At 70.5% G+C, this 19,063-nt stretch carries 23 protein-coding genes; 10 read left to right on the top strand and 13 right to left on the bottom strand.

The features are described from left to right. Positions 1-23: 23 nt before the first annotated feature. The 5 genes from HS041_RS04560 to HS041_RS04540 form a co-directional block, all read right to left on the bottom strand. Positions 24-986 (bottom strand): GNAT family N-acetyltransferase, encoded by a 963-nt coding sequence (locus tag HS041_RS04560; protein ID WP_196439246.1) that lies wholly within the window; start codon positions 984-986, stop codon positions 24-26. Between the two features lie 149 nt (positions 987-1,135). Continuing rightward, on the bottom strand, positions 1,136-1,576 hold the full coding sequence (locus HS041_RS04555) for a hypothetical protein (RefSeq protein ID WP_196439245.1): 441 nt from the start codon (positions 1,574-1,576) through the stop codon (positions 1,136-1,138). Next, the gene (locus tag HS041_RS04550) at positions 1,573-2,187 is read right to left on the bottom strand and encodes a PadR family transcriptional regulator (protein WP_196439244.1); all 615 of its coding nucleotides are present in this window, start codon (positions 2,185-2,187) and stop codon (positions 1,573-1,575) included. The genes HS041_RS04555 and HS041_RS04550 overlap by 4 nt, the downstream gene beginning before the upstream one ends. Positions 2,188-2,387: 200 nt before the next feature. After that, the gene (locus HS041_RS04545) at positions 2,388-3,161 is read right to left on the bottom strand and encodes an MBL fold metallo-hydrolase (protein WP_196439243.1); all 774 of its coding nucleotides are present in this window, start codon (positions 3,159-3,161) and stop codon (positions 2,388-2,390) included. A gap of 123 nt (positions 3,162-3,284) precedes the next feature. Beyond that, positions 3,285-4,361 carry a lysozyme gene (locus tag HS041_RS04540; RefSeq protein ID WP_196439242.1) on the bottom strand — a complete coding sequence of 359 codons (1,077 nt, stop codon included), beginning with the start codon at positions 4,359-4,361 and terminating at the stop codon, positions 3,285-3,287. 100 nt (positions 4,362-4,461) lie between these two features. Here HS041_RS04540 and HS041_RS04535 point away from each other — a divergent pair, with 100 nt between their 5' ends. Next, complete coding sequence (locus HS041_RS04535) at positions 4,462-4,800, top strand: hypothetical protein (protein ID WP_196439241.1); 339 nt, start codon at positions 4,462-4,464, stop codon at positions 4,798-4,800. Positions 4,801-4,809: 9 nt separating this feature from the next. Further along, a complete protein-coding gene (locus HS041_RS04530) occupies positions 4,810-5,967 on the top strand; it encodes a hypothetical protein (protein ID WP_196439240.1) in 1,158 nt (385 codons plus the stop codon). A gap of 15 nt (positions 5,968-5,982) precedes the next feature. On the opposite strand, the gene HS041_RS04525 is transcribed toward HS041_RS04530, so the two are convergent. The 3 genes from HS041_RS04525 to HS041_RS04515 form a co-directional block, all read right to left on the bottom strand. Next, on the bottom strand, positions 5,983-6,432 hold the full coding sequence (locus HS041_RS04525; RefSeq protein WP_196439239.1) for a phosphatase domain-containing protein: 450 nt from the start codon (positions 6,430-6,432) through the stop codon (positions 5,983-5,985). Positions 6,433-6,632: 200 nt separating this feature from the next. Then, positions 6,633-7,184, bottom strand: a complete 552-nt coding sequence (locus HS041_RS04520; RefSeq protein WP_196439238.1) for a dihydrofolate reductase family protein — start codon at positions 7,182-7,184, stop codon at positions 6,633-6,635. A gap of 95 nt (positions 7,185-7,279) precedes the next feature. Beyond that, a complete protein-coding gene (locus tag HS041_RS04515; protein WP_196439237.1) occupies positions 7,280-8,134 on the bottom strand; it encodes a hypothetical protein in 855 nt (284 codons plus the stop codon). A 237-nt stretch (positions 8,135-8,371) separates the two neighbouring features. Between HS041_RS04515 and HS041_RS04510 the strand changes: the two genes are divergently transcribed. Next, positions 8,372-9,079 carry a class I SAM-dependent methyltransferase gene (locus HS041_RS04510; protein WP_196439236.1) on the top strand — a complete coding sequence of 236 codons (708 nt, stop codon included), beginning with the start codon at positions 8,372-8,374 and terminating at the stop codon, positions 9,077-9,079. Between the two features lie 210 nt (positions 9,080-9,289). Here HS041_RS04510 and HS041_RS04505 read toward each other — a convergent pair whose 3' ends face one another. Both HS041_RS04505 and HS041_RS04500 read right to left on the bottom strand, forming a co-directional pair. Beyond that, entirely contained in the window at positions 9,290-9,868 is a 579-nt protein-coding gene (locus HS041_RS04505) for a class I SAM-dependent methyltransferase (RefSeq protein WP_196440766.1), read from the bottom strand. A gap of 205 nt (positions 9,869-10,073) precedes the next feature. After that, positions 10,074-10,820 carry a TetR/AcrR family transcriptional regulator gene (locus tag HS041_RS04500; protein WP_196439235.1) on the bottom strand — a complete coding sequence of 249 codons (747 nt, stop codon included), beginning with the start codon at positions 10,818-10,820 and terminating at the stop codon, positions 10,074-10,076. 144 nt (positions 10,821-10,964) lie between these two features. Here HS041_RS04500 and HS041_RS04495 point away from each other — a divergent pair, with 144 nt between their 5' ends. From HS041_RS04495 to HS041_RS04475, 5 genes are all read left to right on the top strand, one after another. Further along, positions 10,965-12,239 carry a serine hydrolase domain-containing protein gene (locus HS041_RS04495; RefSeq protein ID WP_230878413.1) on the top strand — a complete coding sequence of 425 codons (1,275 nt, stop codon included), beginning with the start codon at positions 10,965-10,967 and terminating at the stop codon, positions 12,237-12,239. Between the two features lie 281 nt (positions 12,240-12,520). Continuing rightward, entirely contained in the window at positions 12,521-13,033 is a 513-nt protein-coding gene (locus HS041_RS04490; protein WP_196439234.1) for a DUF3592 domain-containing protein, read from the top strand. Positions 13,034-13,235: 202 nt separating this feature from the next. After that, the gene (locus tag HS041_RS04485) at positions 13,236-14,183 is read left to right on the top strand and encodes a hypothetical protein (protein ID WP_196439233.1); all 948 of its coding nucleotides are present in this window, start codon (positions 13,236-13,238) and stop codon (positions 14,181-14,183) included. Positions 14,184-14,474: 291 nt separating this feature from the next. Beyond that, positions 14,475-14,882 (top strand): putative DNA-mimic protein, encoded by a 408-nt coding sequence (locus HS041_RS04480; protein WP_196439232.1) that lies wholly within the window; start codon positions 14,475-14,477, stop codon positions 14,880-14,882. 528 nt (positions 14,883-15,410) lie between these two features. Then, complete coding sequence (locus HS041_RS04475; protein WP_196439231.1) at positions 15,411-15,806, top strand: RidA family protein; 396 nt, start codon at positions 15,411-15,413, stop codon at positions 15,804-15,806. A gap of 83 nt (positions 15,807-15,889) precedes the next feature. Here HS041_RS04475 and HS041_RS04470 read toward each other — a convergent pair whose 3' ends face one another. Further along, on the bottom strand, positions 15,890-16,240 hold the full coding sequence (locus tag HS041_RS04470) for a hypothetical protein (RefSeq protein WP_196439230.1): 351 nt from the start codon (positions 16,238-16,240) through the stop codon (positions 15,890-15,892). 88 nt (positions 16,241-16,328) lie between these two features. Here HS041_RS04470 and HS041_RS04465 point away from each other — a divergent pair, with 88 nt between their 5' ends. Further along, positions 16,329-16,577 carry a hypothetical protein gene (locus HS041_RS04465; protein WP_196439229.1) on the top strand — a complete coding sequence of 83 codons (249 nt, stop codon included), beginning with the start codon at positions 16,329-16,331 and terminating at the stop codon, positions 16,575-16,577. Between the two features lie 105 nt (positions 16,578-16,682). Here the strand turns inward: HS041_RS04465 and HS041_RS04460 are convergent, their stop codons facing one another. Further along, positions 16,683-17,474: a GAF domain-containing protein gene (locus tag HS041_RS04460; protein WP_196439228.1), complete on the bottom strand. Its 792-nt coding sequence runs from the start codon at positions 17,472-17,474 to the stop codon at positions 16,683-16,685. A gap of 442 nt (positions 17,475-17,916) precedes the next feature. Here HS041_RS04460 and HS041_RS04455 point away from each other — a divergent pair, with 442 nt between their 5' ends. After that, positions 17,917-18,294, top strand: coding sequence for a tyrosine-type recombinase/integrase (locus HS041_RS04455; RefSeq protein WP_307845168.1), 378 nt, complete (start codon positions 17,917-17,919; stop codon positions 18,292-18,294). 245 nt (positions 18,295-18,539) lie between these two features. Here HS041_RS04455 and HS041_RS04450 read toward each other — a convergent pair whose 3' ends face one another. Next, positions 18,540-19,055, bottom strand: coding sequence for a hypothetical protein (locus HS041_RS04450; protein WP_196439227.1), 516 nt, complete (start codon positions 19,053-19,055; stop codon positions 18,540-18,542). Positions 19,056-19,063 lie beyond the last annotated feature (8 nt).

Genomic DNA, 19,063 nt, shown 5'->3' with positions numbered 1-19,063 from the left:
GCGCGGCCGGAGGGTCGTCCGGCTCAGCCGAGCGGGAGCGCGTAGGTGATCTGGCGGTGCTCGATCTCGAACCCGGCGCGGGTGTAGATCCCGAGCGCGCCGGTCGGGTTGTCGGCGTCCACCCCCAGGCCCGCCCTGGCGTACCCCTGCTCTCGGAACTCGGCGAGGGCGTAGGCGATCAGCGCGCTCGCCACCCCTCGGCCCCGCCACTCGCGCAGGGTGCCGATGATCTGGATCCATGCCTCGCGGACACCCGTGGCCTCGGTGTCGGCCTCGTAGTGCTGCGTGAGCAGCACGCCCACGCACCTGCCGGAGCCGTCCACCGCGACGAACGAGCTCTCCGGGCGGAAGGACCGCGTCCCGACGAGCGCGGCCCGCCAGGTCTCCGCCGTGTGCGGGACACTGCCCCAGTGGTCGGAGAAGGAGGCGTTGCGCACCTCGCGGACGGCGTCCTCCAGGTCCTCGCGGTAGCCGGTGATCTTCAACTCCTCGGGGAGGAGCGACTCCGGCAGCTCGCGGGCCAGGTCCCGCCTCATGTCGTAGAACCACCGGACCTGGGTCATGCCTGCCGCGGCGGCCAGCGCCTTCGCGCCCTCGTTGCGGTCGTCGGTGTACAGGTGCAGTTCGAGCGGTTGCCCCGGGAACCGGCGCTCGTGGAGCACCGGCGCGGTCCGGGCGGCCCAGTCGAGCAGGTGCCGGCCCAGACCCCGGCGGCGGTGGGCGGGGTGGACGCCGCCCCAGAGGATCATCTGGTGGACCGGCTCGGCGGCGGGGCGGGACATGAGCACGGCGAAGGCCACCGGCCTGCCGTCGTCCCAGCAGGCCAGCGTGCCCTCCGCCAGGTCGACCAGCGGGTTGGCGAACTCCTCGGCGACGTCGTCGGCGCCGTGGTTCTCCCCGGTCCTGTCCTCGGCCTCGATCGCAGCCAGCAGTTCGGTCAGCGCGCCGGTGTCGTCCAGGGACAGCGGCACCCACTCAGGCCTCATGAACCCGGAGCATAGATTCCGGTTCGCCCGTACTGCGACTGGTTTTCCGGGCGCATGACCCCCGCTCCCGTCCGGCCGCCTCCGCCGTCGCACCGTCCGCCCCGCCGCGGCGTCATCCGGCTCGGGTGACCCGGCTCCGCCATGCCGGGTCACGCCAGGTGCGTCGCGCAGCCCAGCTCCCGCCCGATCCGCTCCAGCCCGGCCGCGAAGCCGTCCCTCGTGCTCTCGCCGAACCCCGCGAAGAAACGGTTGGCCAGCGGGACCGCCCAGCGCCCCCGGCTCGCGGCGTTGTAGACCCGGTGGGTCAGGAGCGTGCCCTCCGGGTGCGGTCCCACGGTGTACTCCCCCCGGTACCACCACCCGCCCTGGACCGCGAAGGTGCGGCCGGTGACGTCGACGGTCATCGAGTGTCCGGGCAGCCGGAGCGTGAACCGGCCCGGCCCGCCCCGCAGGACGCCGCCGTGGTCCGACAGCAGCCAGGCGTTGCCCGGACCGACCGTGCCCGGGCCGACCGTGAGCACCAGCTCCTCCACTCGCGCGACCGGGGCCGCGATCACTCCGGCGACCTCGCACAGCAGCGTCTTCCTCATCCCAGGTCTCCTGTCTCGCCGTCCAGCCGGTCGAGGAGGTCGCGCCCGAGGCTCCCGGACCAGGTGATCTCACCGGACTCCAGCCGGTCCAGCACGCCCCCGACCCAGTCGAGCTCGGCGCTCCGCAACGCGCGTTCGCACTCCAGCTCCAGCGTGAGCACGCGGGGAAGCCCGCCGTCCCCCAGCCCCCTCAGGTGGGCGTCGAAGCCGACGATCATGCCCTGGAGCGTGGCCGTACGGGCTCGCAGCGCCCGTACGGCCTGGGGCACCGGCAGGCACCCGATCAGTGAGATCGCGGCCAGGAAGCCCCGCGTGTCGGGTCCCGGTTCCTCCAGCAGCCGCCGCAACCGCGTCGCCAGCTCCGCCCTGCCCTCACCGGTCAGCTCGTAGACCGTGCGCTCGGGACGCCGCCCTTCCCTGCTCGTCTCCACCGGAACGATCAGCTCGTCGGCGGCCAGGCGATCGACCGCGTGGTAGAGGCTGCGGGGAAGCCCGGTCACGTAGTCCTTGTGCGTGTCGAGAATGAACCGGTGCATCTCGTAGGGGTGGCTCGGCTTGACCGAGAGCAGCGCGAGCACGGTCAGACCTGTCAGATCCAGGCCCCGGGCCATCGCTTCTCCTCATGCAGACTTCTTTATTGCATTCTGCACTATCAACGAGCCGTGCGGGATCGGCTCTCCCGTACGGGATCGGCTTCCGACCACTCACGGAAGGTCTGCCGGACGAGCTCGCCGATGGTCATGCCCTCGCCTCCCCGAAGATCGTGTACGGCTCGGGCGCGCGGAGCGTGGCCAGGGAGCGGTGGGTCCCGCTATGCCTCACCCTCGCCGCGGAGACGTCCGAGGCGCGCGACGATCTCTGCCACCGTCTCCTCCGGGAACGGGATGCGGGCGGGGTCGCCTCCGGCGGTGAGGATCTCGACGGCGGTGACGTGGTCGGCGTGCTGGCGCCGTACGAAGTCGCGGTCGACGACGGCGCCGTGGCCGGGCACGACCACCTCGCCCGGCAGGTCGAGCAGGCGGGCGAGCGTGCCGGGCCACTCCAGGGGGAAGCCGTCCCCGAACTGCGGCGGCGCCCCCTCTTCGACCAGGTCCCCCGCGAAGACCACCCCGGCGTCGGGCACCTCGGCCACGACGTCGTTGTCGGTGTGCCCCCGGCCGAGGTGGCGCAGCCGGACCGCGCGCCCGCCGAGGTCGAGGGTCACGGTGTCGGTGAACGTACGGCCCGGCGGGGTGATCTCCACCTCGGCCAGCTCCTCCGGGCCCTCGTGGGACCACTTCCGCCGCTGCGCCTCGCCGGTGGCCTCGGCCGTCTCGGCGCACCTGACGTGACCCCAGATGTCGGCGGGCAGGAAGACCGCGTTGCCGAAGAAGTGGTCGAAGTGGGCGTGGGTGTTGACCACGGTCCAGGGCAGGGCGGTGACCGTGCGGATCGCCGCGACCAGCTCGCGGGCCTGGCGGTGGGACATGCGCGTGTCGACGACCAGGCAGCCCTCGTCGCCGACGACCAGCCCGACGTTCAGGTCGAACGACTCGTGCCTGCGGGTGTAGACCCGATCACCGATTTCCCGCCACCGCTCAGCCATGCCTCCGAGCGTGCCAGATCGCGCTCGGGCGGGCACGCGGCGGCACGGTTTCCCCACCGGGGAGATGACCATGAGGGGGAGTGGCCGCACCGCCCGGCAAGCAGGGCGCGGCGGCGCCCGGGCTCACCGCGTCCTGGCGGTCAGGGTCAGGTTCACCGTGCCGACCGTGATCTTCATTCCCTTCGTCTCCGCCGTCGGCGCGGCGGGCCTGGTGACGATGGTCAGCCTCGTCGCCGCGCCGGGTGCCAGCCTGGCGATCGTGCAGCGCACCGCCGTACCGCTGAACCGGCACCCCTCGCCGACCTTGGCGATCTTCTGCCCGCCGAACGTGCGGCCGGAGACCTTGAGCGCCGTGACCGGCTTGCCGGTGGTGTTGGCGACCGTCACGGTGTAGGTGTTCCCGGTGACCCGGCCCGTCGCCTTGACCGCCGAGCGCGGCCTGGCGAGCAGCTTGAGCTGCGAGAGCGTGCCGTTGAAGGAGTTCTGCCCGCCGGGCAGGCCCCGCCCCCTGTCGGCCGACTGCCAGAAGGTGTGCCGGGTCCAGCCCGCCGGGAGCTCTCCCGGCTCGGCGCCCCACCGGGCCAGCCAGAGCGGGTGGCGGCCGAACGCGGGGGAGTCTCCGGTGCAGGTCCGCCACCAGCTGGTGGTGGTGTAGATGATCGCGTCCCGACCGGTCCGCTGCCGGTAGCGGCGGGTGAAGTCGCCGATCCAGGCGACCATCTTCTGCTTGTCGAGGCCGTAGCAGCTATTGAGGCCGTTGCGGTTGTTGTACGGGTTGTCCTCCACGTCCAGCACGCCCGGCAGGGTCTTCCCGTCGGGGGTCCAGGCGCCGCCGTTGTCGACGAAGAAGTCGGCCTGCGCGGTCCCGCCGGACTCGTGCGGCTGGGCGAAGTGGTAGGCCCCCCGCAGCAGCCCGGCCTCGGCGGCACCGCCGTACTGGGCCTCGAAGCGCTCGTTGACGTAGTCCAGCCCCTCGGAGGCGTACACGAACGCGAACGCCGTCCCGCTCCCCGCGACGCTCCCCCAGTCGATCTCCCCGGTCCAGTTGCTGACGTCCACCCCGGGAACGGCCGGCCCGTGCAGCGCCCCGACGGCCGCCGGAGCCGCGCGCACGTCCCCGACCGCGGCCCCCGCGGAGACGTCCGCCTGAGCGGTTCCGGTTCCTGAGGCCAGTGCCGCCGCGATGGCGGCAGCCGCCATGGGACGATGTTTCACGTGAATCCCCCGCTCTCCGCGTAACAACGGGGAAGATCCTGGCGGATTCGCCGCAGAGGCCGCAAGGGCGGTGCATGATTCCCCCATGGCACGTGATCTTGTCGAGCTGCGCGTCCGCGCCGGGGAACTGACCGGTTCCGGCTCCTGGATCTATGTCTGGCTGCTCGGCCCCCAGGTGATCTACGTCGGCACGACGGGCCTGCCTCCCGAGGTCAGGACATGGCTCCACCTGCACGACCCCGACCCCGCCGTCGGCCGCCTGAAGGCACGCCACCCCGGGATCGCCGTCGACGACCTCGACGTCCTCGCCTTCCGCCTGCCGGACGAGACGGACCGCCCCCGGGCCAAGGCGGCGCGCCCGCGTGACCGGACGCCGGGGACCGATCACTCCAAAGTGACAATACGGTCACTGGTCCCCCGCTAGCCTCGGCTCATGCGATTGCGGCGCAAGGCGCTCCTTGCCTCGGTGGTGTCGGGACTCACCGTCTCGACATGCGCGTGGACCGGCCAGTCTCCGGCCGTGGCGGCCCCGCCGCGCGCGGGCCTCCCAGCGGCCCTGCCGTACGCGGGTTCCGCGCAGACCGGGGCACCGCGGGAGGCGTCCGGCCCGGGGAACCCCGACGGCCGCGCGCCCGTCCCGGCGGAGGCCCGGCCGGTCGACACCTCCCGCCCGACCCGGGTCGTCGGCGACGGCACCCCCGGGAGCTGCACCTCGCAGGCCGTGGTGAGGGCCGTGGCCGCGGGCGGCGTCATCACCTTCTCCTGCGGCCCCAGGCCCGTGACCATCACGCTGACCGCCACCGCGAAGATCCGCAACACCAGCACGAGAGTCGTCATCGACGGCGGCGGGAAGGTGACGCTCAGCGGCGGGGGCAAACGCCGGATCCTCTACATGAACACCTGCGACAAGGCCCAGGTGTGGACCACGTCCCACTGCGACGACCAGAAGACTCCCCAGCTCACCGTCCAGAACCTGACGTTCGCCGACGGCAACGCCACCGGGGAGCGGCTCGACGGAGGAGGGGGCGGCGCCGTCTTCGTACGCGGGGGCCGGCTCAAAGTGGTCAACTCCCGGTTCGTCCGCAACCGCTGCGACCCCACCGGCCCCGACGTGGGAGGGGCGGCCGTCCGGGTGCTCGACCAGTCGCGGGACCTGCCGGTCTACGTCGTCAACAGCACGTTCGGCGGAGCCCCCGGCCAGGGCGGGGTGTGCTCCAACGGAGGCGCGCTCAGCGGCATCGGGGTGTCGTGGGAGGTGCTCAACAGCGTCTTCACCCACAACAGGGCCGTCGGGCGGGGCGCCAACCCGGCGAAGGCCGGCACCCCGGGCGGCGGCAGCGGCGGGGCCGTCTACGCCGACGGGAACAGGTTCACCGTACGGATCGCCGGTTCGGTCGTCCGCGACAACCACGCCCGCGAGGGCGGCGGAGCCGTCTTCTTCGTCAGCAACGACCGCACCGGCACCCTGCGCATCGAGCACTCGGCACTGCGCCGCAACCGCAGCGCCGCGTTCGAGACCAAGGGCTTCCCCGGCATCTTCTTCCTCGGCGCCGGCGGCAGACCGCTGGTGATCTCCTCCACGATCAGGTAAGGGGATCGCCCGGGTTCAGGACCCGCCGTGCGCGGAGAACCACGCCACCCACCGGCGCTGCCAGGGCGTCTCGACCGCGCGGTGGTGGTGGTGCTCGCGCGCCCACCCGACGGCCTCGTCCGGGGACAGACCCGTGCGAGTGGCCAGGCAGGCCATGACGGTGCCGGTCCGGCCGACGCCGCCGCCGCAGGCGACCTCGACGGCGAGCCCCGACCGCGCCTGCTCGTGCAGGCGGATGATGGAGCGGGCGGCCGCATGCCGGTCCAGGGGAAGCAGGAAGTCCGGCCAGGGGACCCATTCGCAGGGCCAGAGCAGCCCGGCCTGATGACGGCGCCGCAGCCGCGAGGAGCCGAGGTAGAGCCCGAAATCGGGAAGCGGCCCGCCGGGAGCGGGATCACGCAGTCCGCGACCTCGAACCCAGGCCCCGTCAGGAAGCCGGATCGCGCCGGTCAGTGATGCCGTCATGCGCTGATTGTCGCTCATCGCGATCACCGCTTCTCCCCTGTGACGATCCGGCGGCCGGCGGGGCCGGTCCGGCCCCGCCTCAGCCGCTCAGAGGTCCGGGGGCCGAGCGTCGTCCCGGAGCCGGAGCGCCCTCTCCGGAGGCAGGATCCCCGAGTGCCGGTCACCCGCCGCGGTGAAGGAGCGATGCCCGGGCTGCGGTCCTACGCCTCCTGAAGAACCGCCGGACGGTAGTCCAGCACGATGGCACCGGAGCTGAAGGCCTGGGTCCCGGCGAGCCGCCAGGTCTTGGTGTCGATGCCCTCGGGGAACAGGCGCCTGCCCTTGCCGACGATGACCGGGTGGAGGAAGAGCTTGAGCTCGTCGACGAGATCGTGCTTGATCAGGTAGTTGACCAGCTCGCCGCTGCCGTAGACCAGGAGGTCCTTGCCGTCCTCGGCCTTCAGCTCGGCGACGGCCCGGGCGACGTCGCCTTCGAGGACGGTGGCGTTCCACTGCGGGTCCTTGAGCGTGGTGGAGGCCACGTACTTCGGGATGCTGTTCATCTCGCCCACGTCCTCACCGGCCGCCTCCATCGCCGGCCAGGCCTGGGACATGCCGTCGTAGGTGACGCGGCCCAGGAGCAGGGCGCGGCTGTAGGAGAGCTGGCCGGCCTGGAACTTGCCGTGGTCGTCGTTCCAGAACGGCGCGGTCCAGGCGGGCTCCTCCACGACGCCGTCCATCGAGATGTAGATGACTGCGACGACCTTGCTCATGTTCCGCTCCTCAGAGGCGGCGGGCCCGTCCGGCCCGCTGTTTCGATGTGCCTTCAGCTTGGCGGACCCCGTTTACCGATTACTTACGGCTTCCTTCAGGCGCCGGGCCTTCCGGCCACCCGCCGCCGCTCCTCCTCGAAACGGGCGTAGAAGGCCTCGGGCGAGAGGCCGAACGCGCCTGCGAACGCCTCGCGCCACGGACGTCCCCGCGCGGTCTCCCGGCAGAACTCCAGGAGAGACCGGGGCCCTTCGGACTGCTCGACCAGTGAGCGGGTCGCCAGGTGGAACAGGGCGTAGGCCGGATCCCCCAGACCGGTCCCCGTGCGCTCGTAGTCCTGCAGCGGTCCCAGCTTCGGGTCGTCCACCCCCCATCGGCGGATCTGGTCGATCGCCTCCCCGTCCTTCCACCGGCCCTCGGCCACCATGGCCTGATAGGCCAGGTGGACGGCCATGCCCTCGAACAACCACAGCCATTCGTGCTCGCCGGAGGGCCGCACGCAGCCGACCTGTCCCTGCAGGTTGTGCACGTGCTCGTGGGCGATGATGCTCTGCGCCGCGGTGACGTCGCCGGCCATGACCTCACGCCAGGTGGGCGACATGGTGTTCACGCACAGGAAGTGCGACTCGGCCCAGGCGGTGGCAGGGCCGGTGGCGCTCATCGGCCACCGGCAACCCTGCTCGCGGGCGATGCGGACCTCCACCCGCTCGTCCGCTCCCCGGCCGAGGGCGGACCTGAGGTAGCGGTCGGCCGCGCGCAGGCCCCCCTTGACCGCCTCGACTTCCGCCGCGCTGACCCCCGGCTGGATCATGAGGTCGGCCGGTGGCCCGGTGAGGGCCTCATGACGCGCTTCGAACCGCGTCAGGTTCCACGCCACCCCGCCGCAGAGCGCCAGCAGCACCGCCGCCCCCGCCGCCCACACCGCGGCCCGTCGCCGCCGCGAACCTCGCAATCCGACCCCCCGGTCGTGTCCATCCCGGCATGACACCGGAAGCCGCGCCACGATCAGGACGACGGCGCATACATGATCGAAGATATCGGGAAAAACGGTGGTGTCCGCCCACCATCTGGACACCGCCGCCGAGCACGAGCGCCCGGGGCGCCGTCGATCAGGACACCGCCCCCGATGCGGCGTCTCGCCCGGATTCGCCCCGCCCGGTGCCCTGCATCTGAAGTAGCGTTGACCGCCGTGACCGACTTCATCTCCCTCCCCTTCTATGACCTCCTCCACGAGAGCGGGCACGTTCCGGAGATCCGCAAGAAGCTGCCCCCGCTTCTCTCCGGAGTACGGCGAAGCGTCCTGGAGATCGGCGCGGGAACCGGGCTGATCACCACGTCGCTGGCCGACTGGACACCGGCCGAGATCTTCGCTCTGGAGCCCTCGGCCGGCATGCGCGGGGTGCTGCTGTCCCGGCTGAGCGCGCGCCCGGAGCTGCTCAAGCGTGTGACCGTGCTCCCCTGCGACGCGCTGAGCGTGGACCTGGCCGAGCCGGTCGAGGCCATGGTGATGATCAACGTGATGTACGCCCTGGAGCCGGACTACCGCAAGCGGCTCTGGCCGGTGCTGGCGACCCGGCTGGAGCCCGGCGGCCTGCTGGTCTTCACCTGGCGCGACGGCGGGCCTCCGGCTCCGCGCCCCCTCCAGGAGCTGGAGTCGCGCCAGGTGGGCCGGCACACCTACACGGTCCTGTCGGAGATCCTCGACTCGGACGAGGAGTCGGCCAGGGCCCGCTACCTCTACCGCATCACCGAGGGCGACAAGGTGATCAACGAGGAGGAGGTCGCCGGCCACGCCTACCGCCCCCGGTGGGAGACGATCGAGGGGGAGCTGACCGGGGCGGGGTTCGTCCGGTCCGAGGCGCCCGAAGGACTCCTCGCCTGGCGGCTCGGCCGGTGAGGAGCCGTTGACCCCGGCCGCCTCACGTCCCGCCGCGGGGCGCCGGTCCGGACCCGCCTGAAGCCGGTCATCGTCAGCGGATCCTGCGCCGTTCGCCGGGTCCGGCTGCCGCGAGACCCGCATCGGCGAGCAGCGCAAGGTGGTCGGCGCCCATGCCGGGAGAGCGCGGCGGTGACCGACGGTGCCTGCGGACACGGGTGGGAGGCCTGCTCAGGTCTGGTCCGTGGAGTCACGAAGGTCCCGGCGGAGGCTGCCCGTGATGCATACCAGGCCGGTCGAGGCGGAGGTCTGACCGGTCAGCGTGGCGACCTCGAAGCCGCACTCCTCCACAACCGGTGCCACCATGGCGATGATCTCCCTCACCCGTCCCGCTCCCGGCGGCTCCCAGCACAGGTGGAGGCTCCCGCCGGGAGCAAGCCAGCGGCGCAAGGCGCCCAGCTCCCGCGCCGGCGCTCGCGTCCAGAACAGGTTGACGTTGATCGAGAAGATCCTGTCGAAGGAGCCGTCGGCGAACTCGACTTCCTCCAGCGCCGCCACCAGGAAGTTCGCCCTGCCGGCCGCCGCGTGCTCGCCGTTGCGCCGCCTGGCCGCCTCGATGGCCGTGTCCGACCGGTCGATCGCGGTGAGCGATCCCCCTTCGAGGCGGTCGAGAACGAGCGCGGCCGCGGCACCGCGACCGCATCCGATCTCCAGGACTCGATCGGACGGGGCGAGATCCAGCCTCTCCACCGCCCAGGAGAACCGCTCGGGAATCGATTTTCCAGCCATGGTCACATCATGGCTGACCATCGGGCTTGAAGATCGGTAGTCGCTCACGCCCGGTTCTCATGATCACGGAATGAGCGTTCCGCCCGGCGCAGCCCGGGAGATCCGAACTCCTGACATCCCGCTTGCGAACGGGCGCGGGCCACGGCGCGGAGAACTCCCGCCGTGCGGTCATGGCGGCCGGTGACCCTGCAGGAGCAGCCGTACGCCGACACCCGCGCCCGGGGGTTCAGGCGGACCCGTCGACGTCGGCGCTCAGCCTGGTCTGCAGGCCGTCCAGAACGCGTTCCAGGCCGTAGGCGAAGTTCTCGTCCCGCATCCGCTGCGGGTCCTCGTCCTGCCGGGCGGCGTATTCGGCTTGCAGCCGGGGGTGGTCCCGTACGGCCTGTTCGGCTGTGGCGCGCAGGCCGGCGGCCCACTCCTGTTCGGTTCGGCCACTGCGGGCGAGCATGGACAGGTACGCGGCCTCGCTGGTGGTCATGCCGACGACGTAGGCGATGAGGGCGTTCATGGCCCGGTCGGCTTCGCCGGGAGGGAAACCGGCCGTCTGGAAGGCGGCGAGCATGCGCTCGGACTGCCGCATCAGGTTGGGCCCGAGCTGGGCCAGCCCGACCTGGCCGAGCACGGAGGCGACCCACGGGTGGCGCAGCACCATCGCGCGCATGCTCCGGGCGCACTCGGTCATGGCACTCCGCCAGGCGTCGCGGTCCTCGGCTTCCGGCACCTCCATCTCGCCGTAGACCTCGTCCACGACCAGCTCGATCAACTCGTCCTTGCTGGTCACGTGCCGGTACAGCGAAGTGGCCCCGGCTCCCAGCCGGGCGCCCAGGGTGCGCATGCTCAGCGCCTCGACGCCTTCTTCGTCCAGCAGCCGGACGGCCTCAGCGACGATCCGGTCCAAGCTGAGAGCCGGCTGCTCCCGTTTGGCGTGCTTACGGGCCCAGACCGAGGTGACGGGCGGCTTCCGGGTAGGCATGGCGTCTCCTTTCCCCGTCACCGTAGCGCAGGCCGTACGCATCCGAACGAGGCGTGCGAACACTGTGCGCCGATTGCGTACACCAATCTCTGCGAGTACAGTGTTCGCAACTAGGGAACACTGTACGCAAGAGAGAGAGGGATCATGAGGGAGATCGGCGGCTGGGGCGCGGAGGCCATGGGGGCTGATGGAGACTGGCGTCCCCGTGGAAGCTGGGATCACCGGCCGCACAGCCTGTCGCGCGACGGGCTGGCTCGGATGCGGCGGGCGCTGGCCTCCCATGTGGACTCCGGAGCGGTCCCCGGCCTGGTGGCCCTGGTGAGCCGGGGCCATGACACGCACGTGGAGGCCATGGGCACGATGCACCTCGGCGCCGAGCAGCCGATGCGCCGGGACACCATCTTCCGGATGGCGTCCCTGAGCAAGCCGCTCACCGCCGCCGCCACGATGATCCTCGTCGAGGAGTGCCGGCTGCGGTTGGACGAGCAGGTGGACGAGTGGCTGCCCGAGCTGGCCGACCGGCGGGTGCTGACGCGCATCGACGCCCCGCTGGAGGAGACGGTGCCGGCGGTTCGGCCGATCACCGTACGCGACCTGCTGACCTTCACCTTCGGTTTCGGAGTGGTTCTGGCGCCTCCGGACACCTACCCGATCCAGACCGCCATCCGCGAGCTGGGCCTGGACACCACCTCGCCGGCGTTCGGGCCGGATGAGTGGATCGCCCGCCTGGGGCGGCTGCCCCTGATGCGCCAGCCCGGTGAGCTGTGGCAGTACCACGTGGGCTCCGACGTGCTCGGCGTGCTCATCTCCCGGGTCACCGGCCAGTCGCTGGAGGCGTTCCTGCGCGAACGCCTCCTGGACCCGCTGGGCATGACCGACACCGGCTTCAGCGTGCCCGCCGAGAAGATCAGCCGGCTGCCCACCAGCTACGCCCACGACCCTCAGACCGGTGCTCTCGTGCCGTGGGACGAGGCCGAAGGCGGCAAGTACAGCCGGCCTCCGGTGTTCCAAGCCGGAGGCGACGGGCTGGTCTCCACGGTGGACGACTACCACGCCTTCTACCGGATGCTGCTGAACAAGGGCGTCCACACCGGGCAGCGCGTCCTGTCCCGAGCCTCAGTGGAGCTGATGACCACCGACCGCCTCACACCCTCGCAGAAGGCCGAGAAGGACACCTTCTCCGACCACTTCGGCCACCACGGCGGCTACGGCTTCGGCATGGCGGTGCGCACCCACCGCCGCGACCTGGCCTCGGTCGGCCAGTTCGGCTGGGACGGGGGTCTGGGCACCACCGCCTACGCCGATCCCGCCGAAGGGCTCACCGGGATCCTGCTCACGCAGACCGCGATGGACTCCGCCGACATCACCCGGCTTCACCGCGACTTCTGGACCACCGCCTATCAGACGATCGACGGCTGACGGCATGCACTCCGGCCGCTCGGCTGGACGTCACAAGGTAATGACCCTTGGAAACACGAGGGCGCCCTCGATGACAGAAAGTGCGGTCCGTCGGTTTCTCGCGCCCTCATCCGATTCGTAGATGTCTCCCATCAGCACACCGTCCTGTCGCGACGTCCCCGTCCTTGACTCCGACGAGCCGGCCACCGGGCACGACGGGACCACGCCGCCCGCATGCTGGCCGACAATGAGGGTTCTGGCGGGCCGCAGCAGGTGCCCGGATGCGTTTCAGACGAAGGGCCGTGACCGTGTTCGAGGTGCTCACCGCGGTGTTTCTCGGGGCGGTCGGACTCGTCGTCCTCCTGGGATGCTTCCTGATGGGCTTCGCCGTCATAGCCGGCATCCGCCGCCGACGCGTGGTGCGCGTCGGCGAGCGCACCACGGCCCGCTGCATCCGTTCCCACCGGCCCGCTCATCCCGCGTCCACCCGATCGAGCGGGCCGCCTCGCTCCCGGCAGCGCTTCGTCCTCGAATTCCGCGGCCCTGACGGCGGCCTCGTACGTTTCGAGGACGACTCGACCCCCGCGACGACCCGTGAAGGCGACGAGCTGACCGTTGCCTATCTGCCTGCTCGGCCCGAGCGCGCCGTGGTCGTAATCGGAGACGAACAGACGAACTGGGCCGAGCCGGTGCAGATGCTTGCCGCCTTCTGCGTCTTCCTCATCGTGATGGCGGGCATCGCCTTCATCGGAGTGGAGGTTCTGCGGGACTATGCATCGGCCGCCTCCGATCCAGGCTTCTGGATCGAACCGTGAACCTCTGCCGAACTCTCCGCCGAGAGGCGATCACCCCGGGCTTGGAGGGGATCATGGCCTCCGGTCTCATGTGAGCGCGTGTGGCGGCCGTGGAGAAGGGCGGGTGCGCGGCCACGGACGGCGCGGAGGGGGTAGCGTACCGGCTGGGTCGTTGCGCACAACATCTGATCTGGACCTCCGAGGCCACCCCTTGGGATGTGATGTGAAACTGCTCATCGTCGTCGTGGTCGCGATCGCCGCGGTGATCCACTGGTCCGGCAGGGTCCGGCCGTACCGGATCGAGTCGTTCGCCCGACGCCAGTCCTTCGGGGTCACCCCGATCACCGAACCGGTCATCCGGCACTACCTGCGGCTGACCCGCAGGTGGCGGTCGGTGGGACTGGTGGCCGGAGCCCTCCTGCCCGTCGTGATGCTCGGCTCCGGTCTGCCGCCGGTCGATGATCGCCTGGCTTTCGCCGCCCTCCCGGTCAGCCCGTTCACCGGCTGGTTCCTCGGCGCGCTCGGCGCGGAGCTGACGCTGGCGTGCCGGCGCCGCACCGGTCCCGGTGCGACTCCGGCCTTCCTGCCCGCTCTCGTCTCCCCTGCGGCGACCTGGTCTTTGCGCGCCGGGCTCATCCTCGGCGGAGCATCCCTGGCGGTGTGGGCCGCCGGGGCGGTGTCCGGCACCGGCCTGCTGGACCCGCTGCCGGTCGGCCTGGGCATGGCGGGAGCGGGCCTGGCGGCGCTCCTGGTCCGTTCCCTGCGGGAGCGGCCGATCCCCTTGGCCCCGCTGCAGGTGGTCGCCGCGGTGTGCGCCACCCGGTCCCGCTCGGCGCATGTGCTGGCCGCCGCGGCCCCGGTCTTCGTCCTGTGCTGTGTGGAGCCCGTGGTGGACCCGCGGATCGGAGGCGAGCTCGCCCGGATCCTGATCATGGCTGCGGCGGCGATCGCCGTCCTGCGGGTCGGCACGCCGCCGTGGAGACTCTCCATGAGATACCCCCTGACTGTGGAGATGCTCGAGGCGTACGACCCGCCCGTTGCGAAGACGCCGGCCTCCACGCCGACCGGCGTAGACGAGCAGGAGCGGCGCAGACACGGTGAAGCCTGGCGGGGCGGGGCTGAGAAGGAGCCCGGGGAACCTACGGCAGAGGCTCCGACGACCGATCCGTAGGATCGCTCGGTGGGGCAGACGTGGACTCTCAGGGCGGCGAGCTTCCTCCAGCCGGGAATCGATCATCCGGGTGCCGCCGGTTTCCAGGTCGAAGCAACTCGTGAACACCCCCGTACAGACATGGGAGCGGCACGGAGAGCTCGCTGCCCGCGGTACTCCGACCCCATGCGGGATCAGCCGCCGTCAGGCGATCGTGAGAGCCGCAGTCACGCGGCGGCGCTCTGATCCCGATCGCCTGGCGGCTCGCTTGAGGCCGGGCCGTCCGGGGAGGAAAGCACTACCTTCTCCCCCATGGGTCTTGCGATATCTGTGGGAACGGCGTCGTGGGCGGGCGACGACGAAGGCCTCACTCACCACCGCGCGCGGTTCGACGGGCTGAGTGCGGCGCTGGCGCGGGAGGGGGTGGTCTGGCGGACTCCGGTCGACTTCGGCGACCCTGTCTTCCTGCCCGAGGAGAGCGGGGTGGCCGGAGCCGGCATGGTCGGTTCGAGCCATCGTCTCCTGGCCGAGGTGCGCGAGTGCGCACCGGCGATCGGCATCCGGCTGGAGCAGGACGGGTCCCTGTCGGACGCCGAGGCCGATCGGGTGTACGCGCTGCCGCAGAGCGCGCCTTTCGAGATCGAGTCCGTGGTGTGGCTCGCCCTCCACGAGGCGTGCCGCGCGAGCGTCTCCACCGGTCAGGCCATCATCTTCCACTGACGGCGGCGGGGACCGCGTCGTGGATCGCGATATCGGTGGGGCGATACGGGTGAGTTCGAGGACGCCCTGGCCGCCAGACCGGCCAGGGCGTCCGGACCGCCCGACATCGGCCCGCGGGAGCCGCCCGCCCGTGGCGGCTTCGCGGGTGGCGTGAACCAGTGCGGGTGAAAGCATTCTCACCGAAGTCGATCTTGATTGGTCTGTGAATACGCAGCCCAGCACACCGAGCGCGCTCCCCGTAAGTCCCCGCTGTTCCCCCTGGTTTCCCGCCTTGTCGAGCACGCGACGGGCGCGGCGTCGAACTGCCGACGGTTTTACAGCTCGTACTCGTTGGTGCTCAGACGCGGCTCCGACCCGGGGATGAGCTCACAAAGCCGTCCGATCAGCCATGATCATTGCGCGTTTACGCACAGTACCCTCGGAGAGTGCCCGGGTTGCCGCACCAGGCGACCGTGCGGCCGTAGGCGGCCGGCATCACCCCTGGCCACCCGCTCTTCGTCCACCGCTCTCCCCGGAGGAACTGCGTCGATGGCTCTCGAAATCATCCAACCCGAGGACCTGGACAGACCGAAGACCTATAGCCATGTGATCGTCGCGACCGGCACCCGCCTCGTGTTCATCGCCGGACAGATGTCCGACGACCTCGCGGGCAACCTTGTCGCTCCCGACGACCTGCCGGCCCAGGCCAGGCAGGTGTTCACCAATCTCGGCCGCGCCCTCGACGCCGCCGGAGCCCGACCGGATCAGGTCACCAAGATCGGAATCTACGTCGTCGATCACCGCCGAGAGTACCTGCCCATTATCGAAGAGGCCAGGGTCACGCTGTTCGGCGACCACAAACCTACTGACACTCTGATCGGTGTGGAGAAGCTGGCCGCGCCGGGCTATCTGATCGAGGTGGACGCGATCGCGGTCGTCGATTGAACCGGTTGTCCCGGCGACGATCCCACTGATGCACTGCGCTCAGGGACCGGGCAGGCGATACCGGCCAATGCCGTTCTTCGCCGTCAACTTGGGAACCGGCTACCGATCATGCCGTCCTGAGCCGGAAGAACCGGGGCGAAAGCAATGCTTGAGACCTGCGGATCGGCCGGGAAGGGGCGCACCTTCCCGGTGATCGTTTGAGGTCTCACACGCATGGCCGACGCGCCAACGTCGGCTGGGAAGCCACACCCATGCTCACCGTAGTCCCCGACCCCGCCGACGGTGACCGCCGCACGGCCCAGGGCCCCGTCTCCGCCGCGCTGATCGACGAGCTCGTCCGCGAAAGCGCCCGCCGTATGCTCGCCGAAGCGCTCAAGGCTGAGGTCGACGCCATCGCCGCCTTCGCCGACGAGCGCGCCGGTCCTGGCCGTCACCGACGGGGCGCTGGAGTTCTGGGGCGCGCTGGGCGAGGCGTTTCCGCAGGCCATAGCCCAGAGGTACTGGTTTCACTAGATCGCCGATGTGCTGGGGGCCCTGCCGGAGTTCGTGCGCCCGGGCGCGGAGAAGGCGCCGGCACAGATCTGGAACGCCGAGGACGAGACGCACGCGTTGACTGCGGTGGAGGCGTTCCGGGCCGCCTACGGCGCCGAGTACGGCGAGACGGTGGTCAAGGTCGCGGGTGATGTCGAGGAACTGCTGGCGTTCTACGATTTTCCGGCCGTCCCGCCGTACCAACTCTTCTTCCACGGTCCGGCTGCAGCGACGGCGTGACAACCACGTCGGAAGTCGGCGTTTCAGGCGCTTGGTAGTCCGCCGGTCGATTTTGCTTGAGCCGGCTTGGTGGGGGCCGACGCCGGCTCTGCCCGCGCCGTCCGTTCACATCGACGGCGTGGGCCTCTCATCTACCCGGTCCTGTCGGCTTCCCGCGAATGCGGCGAGGCGGGCGTTAAGGCCAGCCAGCAGCATCAGCTCGTCGATCAGTTCCATCAGGGGGCCGTTGTTGCGGTTGATCGTCTGCAAGAGGCTTCCGGCCATGGCCTCGTCCAGACCTTCGTCGTGGATGAGTTGCAGGTAGGCGCGCAGCGAGGTCAGCGGGGCGTGCAGGTCTCCGGTGACGCGACGCAGCAGCCGGACCTCCCGTCCGTTGATCTCCTGGAACTGCTTGAGTGCCTCAGCTTGGTGCTGGGCCTGCAACAGGTTGGCGGCGCTGGTGGCCAAGGTCGTCAAGGCACGACGTTGCGCGGAAATGAGCTCGCGCGGGGTGTGATCCATCACGCAGACGGCGCCCAGCGCATGACCGGCGGCGCTGATGATCGGCACGCCGGCGTAGAACCGTGCGTGCGGCTCGCGGGTCACGATCGGGTCGCCGCGGAAGCGCTCGTCGGCCAGGGCGTCGGGGACCTCAAGTAGCTTGCGGTTGGAGATGACATGGGGACAATACGACGACGTCTGGTGCTCCAAGCTGGTCGCTGCGATGCCGAAGTGGCCTTTGAAGTACTGGCGGTCCTCGCCGACCAGATTGACCAGCCCGATGGGCGTCTGGCAGGTGCGGGCGGCCAGCTCGGCGATGGCGGAGAAGTCCGGTTGCGGGAAGGTCTCCAGCGCGCCCAGGGCGTGCAGCTCGGCCAGCCGTTCGATCTCGTCACTCGGCCATGAGATGACTGCCAAGGTAATCCCCCTCGCGTACTGGCTGCGGTCCGTTAGCGGTCAGGGGGTGAGCGGACCAGGATCATGCCTGCCTCTCAGCCTAACCGCTGGTCATCGTCGTGCAGGAGGGAAGCCGCGCGGAGATCGGTTGACGAGGTGAACGCCTGGGGCGGTGTGGAAATAGCAGTCAGCGGGAAGGCATGCTGCCTGCGTCGCGCCGGTCTTCGATGGGCCTGGGCTGAGAGACGAAGCCTCGAACCGTCGATCGCCCCGGCCTGTATGGAGATCAGGCGACCGTGAGGGCGCACCCTGGTTTGTGGCTGGAAGGTGCCACGCGGCTCAGGAGCTGAGAGAGCGAGCGACCGGCGCCAATGCGAAGCACCCGAAGGGCCGCGAAGCGGTTGGGGCCGGTGGTCGAGCGGCGGGCGGCAGCGCGCCCCGGCCGGCGCGTTCGCTCGGTGCGGTGGCTGTTCGGTGCGGCGGGGCGGCGCGAAGCGCCGCCGCCCTTGATCAGCTCGACGATCCCAGCGGGGCCACCGCACGGCTGGTGTTCTGCACGAAGAACGGGACCGCGTTGAGCGCCGGTAACGTGCGGCGCGACTTCCGGAAGGTCGTCAAGAAGGCCGGACTCGCCGAGACCGAGTGGACGCCCAAGGAGATGCGGCACAGCTTCGTGTCCCTGCTGTCGGACTCCGGCGTTCCCATCGAGCACATCTCCCGCCCGGTGGGCCATGCCAACACGGTGGTGACGGAGACGGTCTGTCGCAGCCAGATCCGGCCCGTCCTGGGGGAGGGCGCGACGGCGATGGACGGGATCTTCGGAAAGGCCCTGGAGGCTTAGTCACCCAGTTAGTCACTCAGGCCCCGTTTTCATGATCGGGGAGAGAGTGTCTCCGCAGGTGGAGCCTAGGAGGCTCGAACTCCTGAGATCCTGCTTGAAAATCGGTCCGATCGCAGGCCGTACGGGCCGCGAGCCGGGCGGAGGGCTCCCCGCGAGTGACCATGACTGACCGCTGTTGACCGCCCTTAATGGCCCGCCAATGGCCCGGCGGTCACCCTGGCCGGCCTGCTCGGCGGCGGTCCCGGTCAGGCACACGACCAGCAGTAGAGCTGTTGACCGTGTTCCCTCGCACGACGGGACAACCCGACAAGATCCTCAGCCACGGACCTCAGATACTCCATGTCGACCGAGCTGAAGGCCGAGAACTCCTCGATCTTCGCCCAACGCTCCACCAGCATCGGCAGCCGTGCATCATCCGCGCCGGCGAGCAGGTCACGCACGTTCACCGACAGCTCTTCGATGCCCACGCTGCTCAGGTAGGGCGAGTCATCCGGCAGGGCGTCCCACTCCTCGTCGCTCTGCGGCGCCGGGGAGGGATACGAGGGATACAGCGCCACCGTGGTGACCAGCTTTGTGGAGAGGTCGGCATCAGCGATGATCGCCACGAGCTTGTTCAAGGTCCCCCACGTGTCGATCCACTTGGCCTCGACCACGTCGAAGCCGGAAACCCCATGGGGTTCTTCGATCGCACGCGAGGCCTCCGGCCGGACGAGTGCCGCCTCACGATCGGCAGCGCGGTAGTACTCGAAGAAGAGACCCATGTGAACGG

The sequence above is a fragment of the Planomonospora sp. ID67723 genome (genome assembly GCF_015711605.1).
Classification (GTDB): Bacteria; Actinomycetota; Actinomycetes; order Streptosporangiales; family Streptosporangiaceae; genus Planomonospora_A.
Note: the sequence above shows the minus strand (reverse complement) of the source record. Positions and strands in the feature narration are given on the sequence as shown.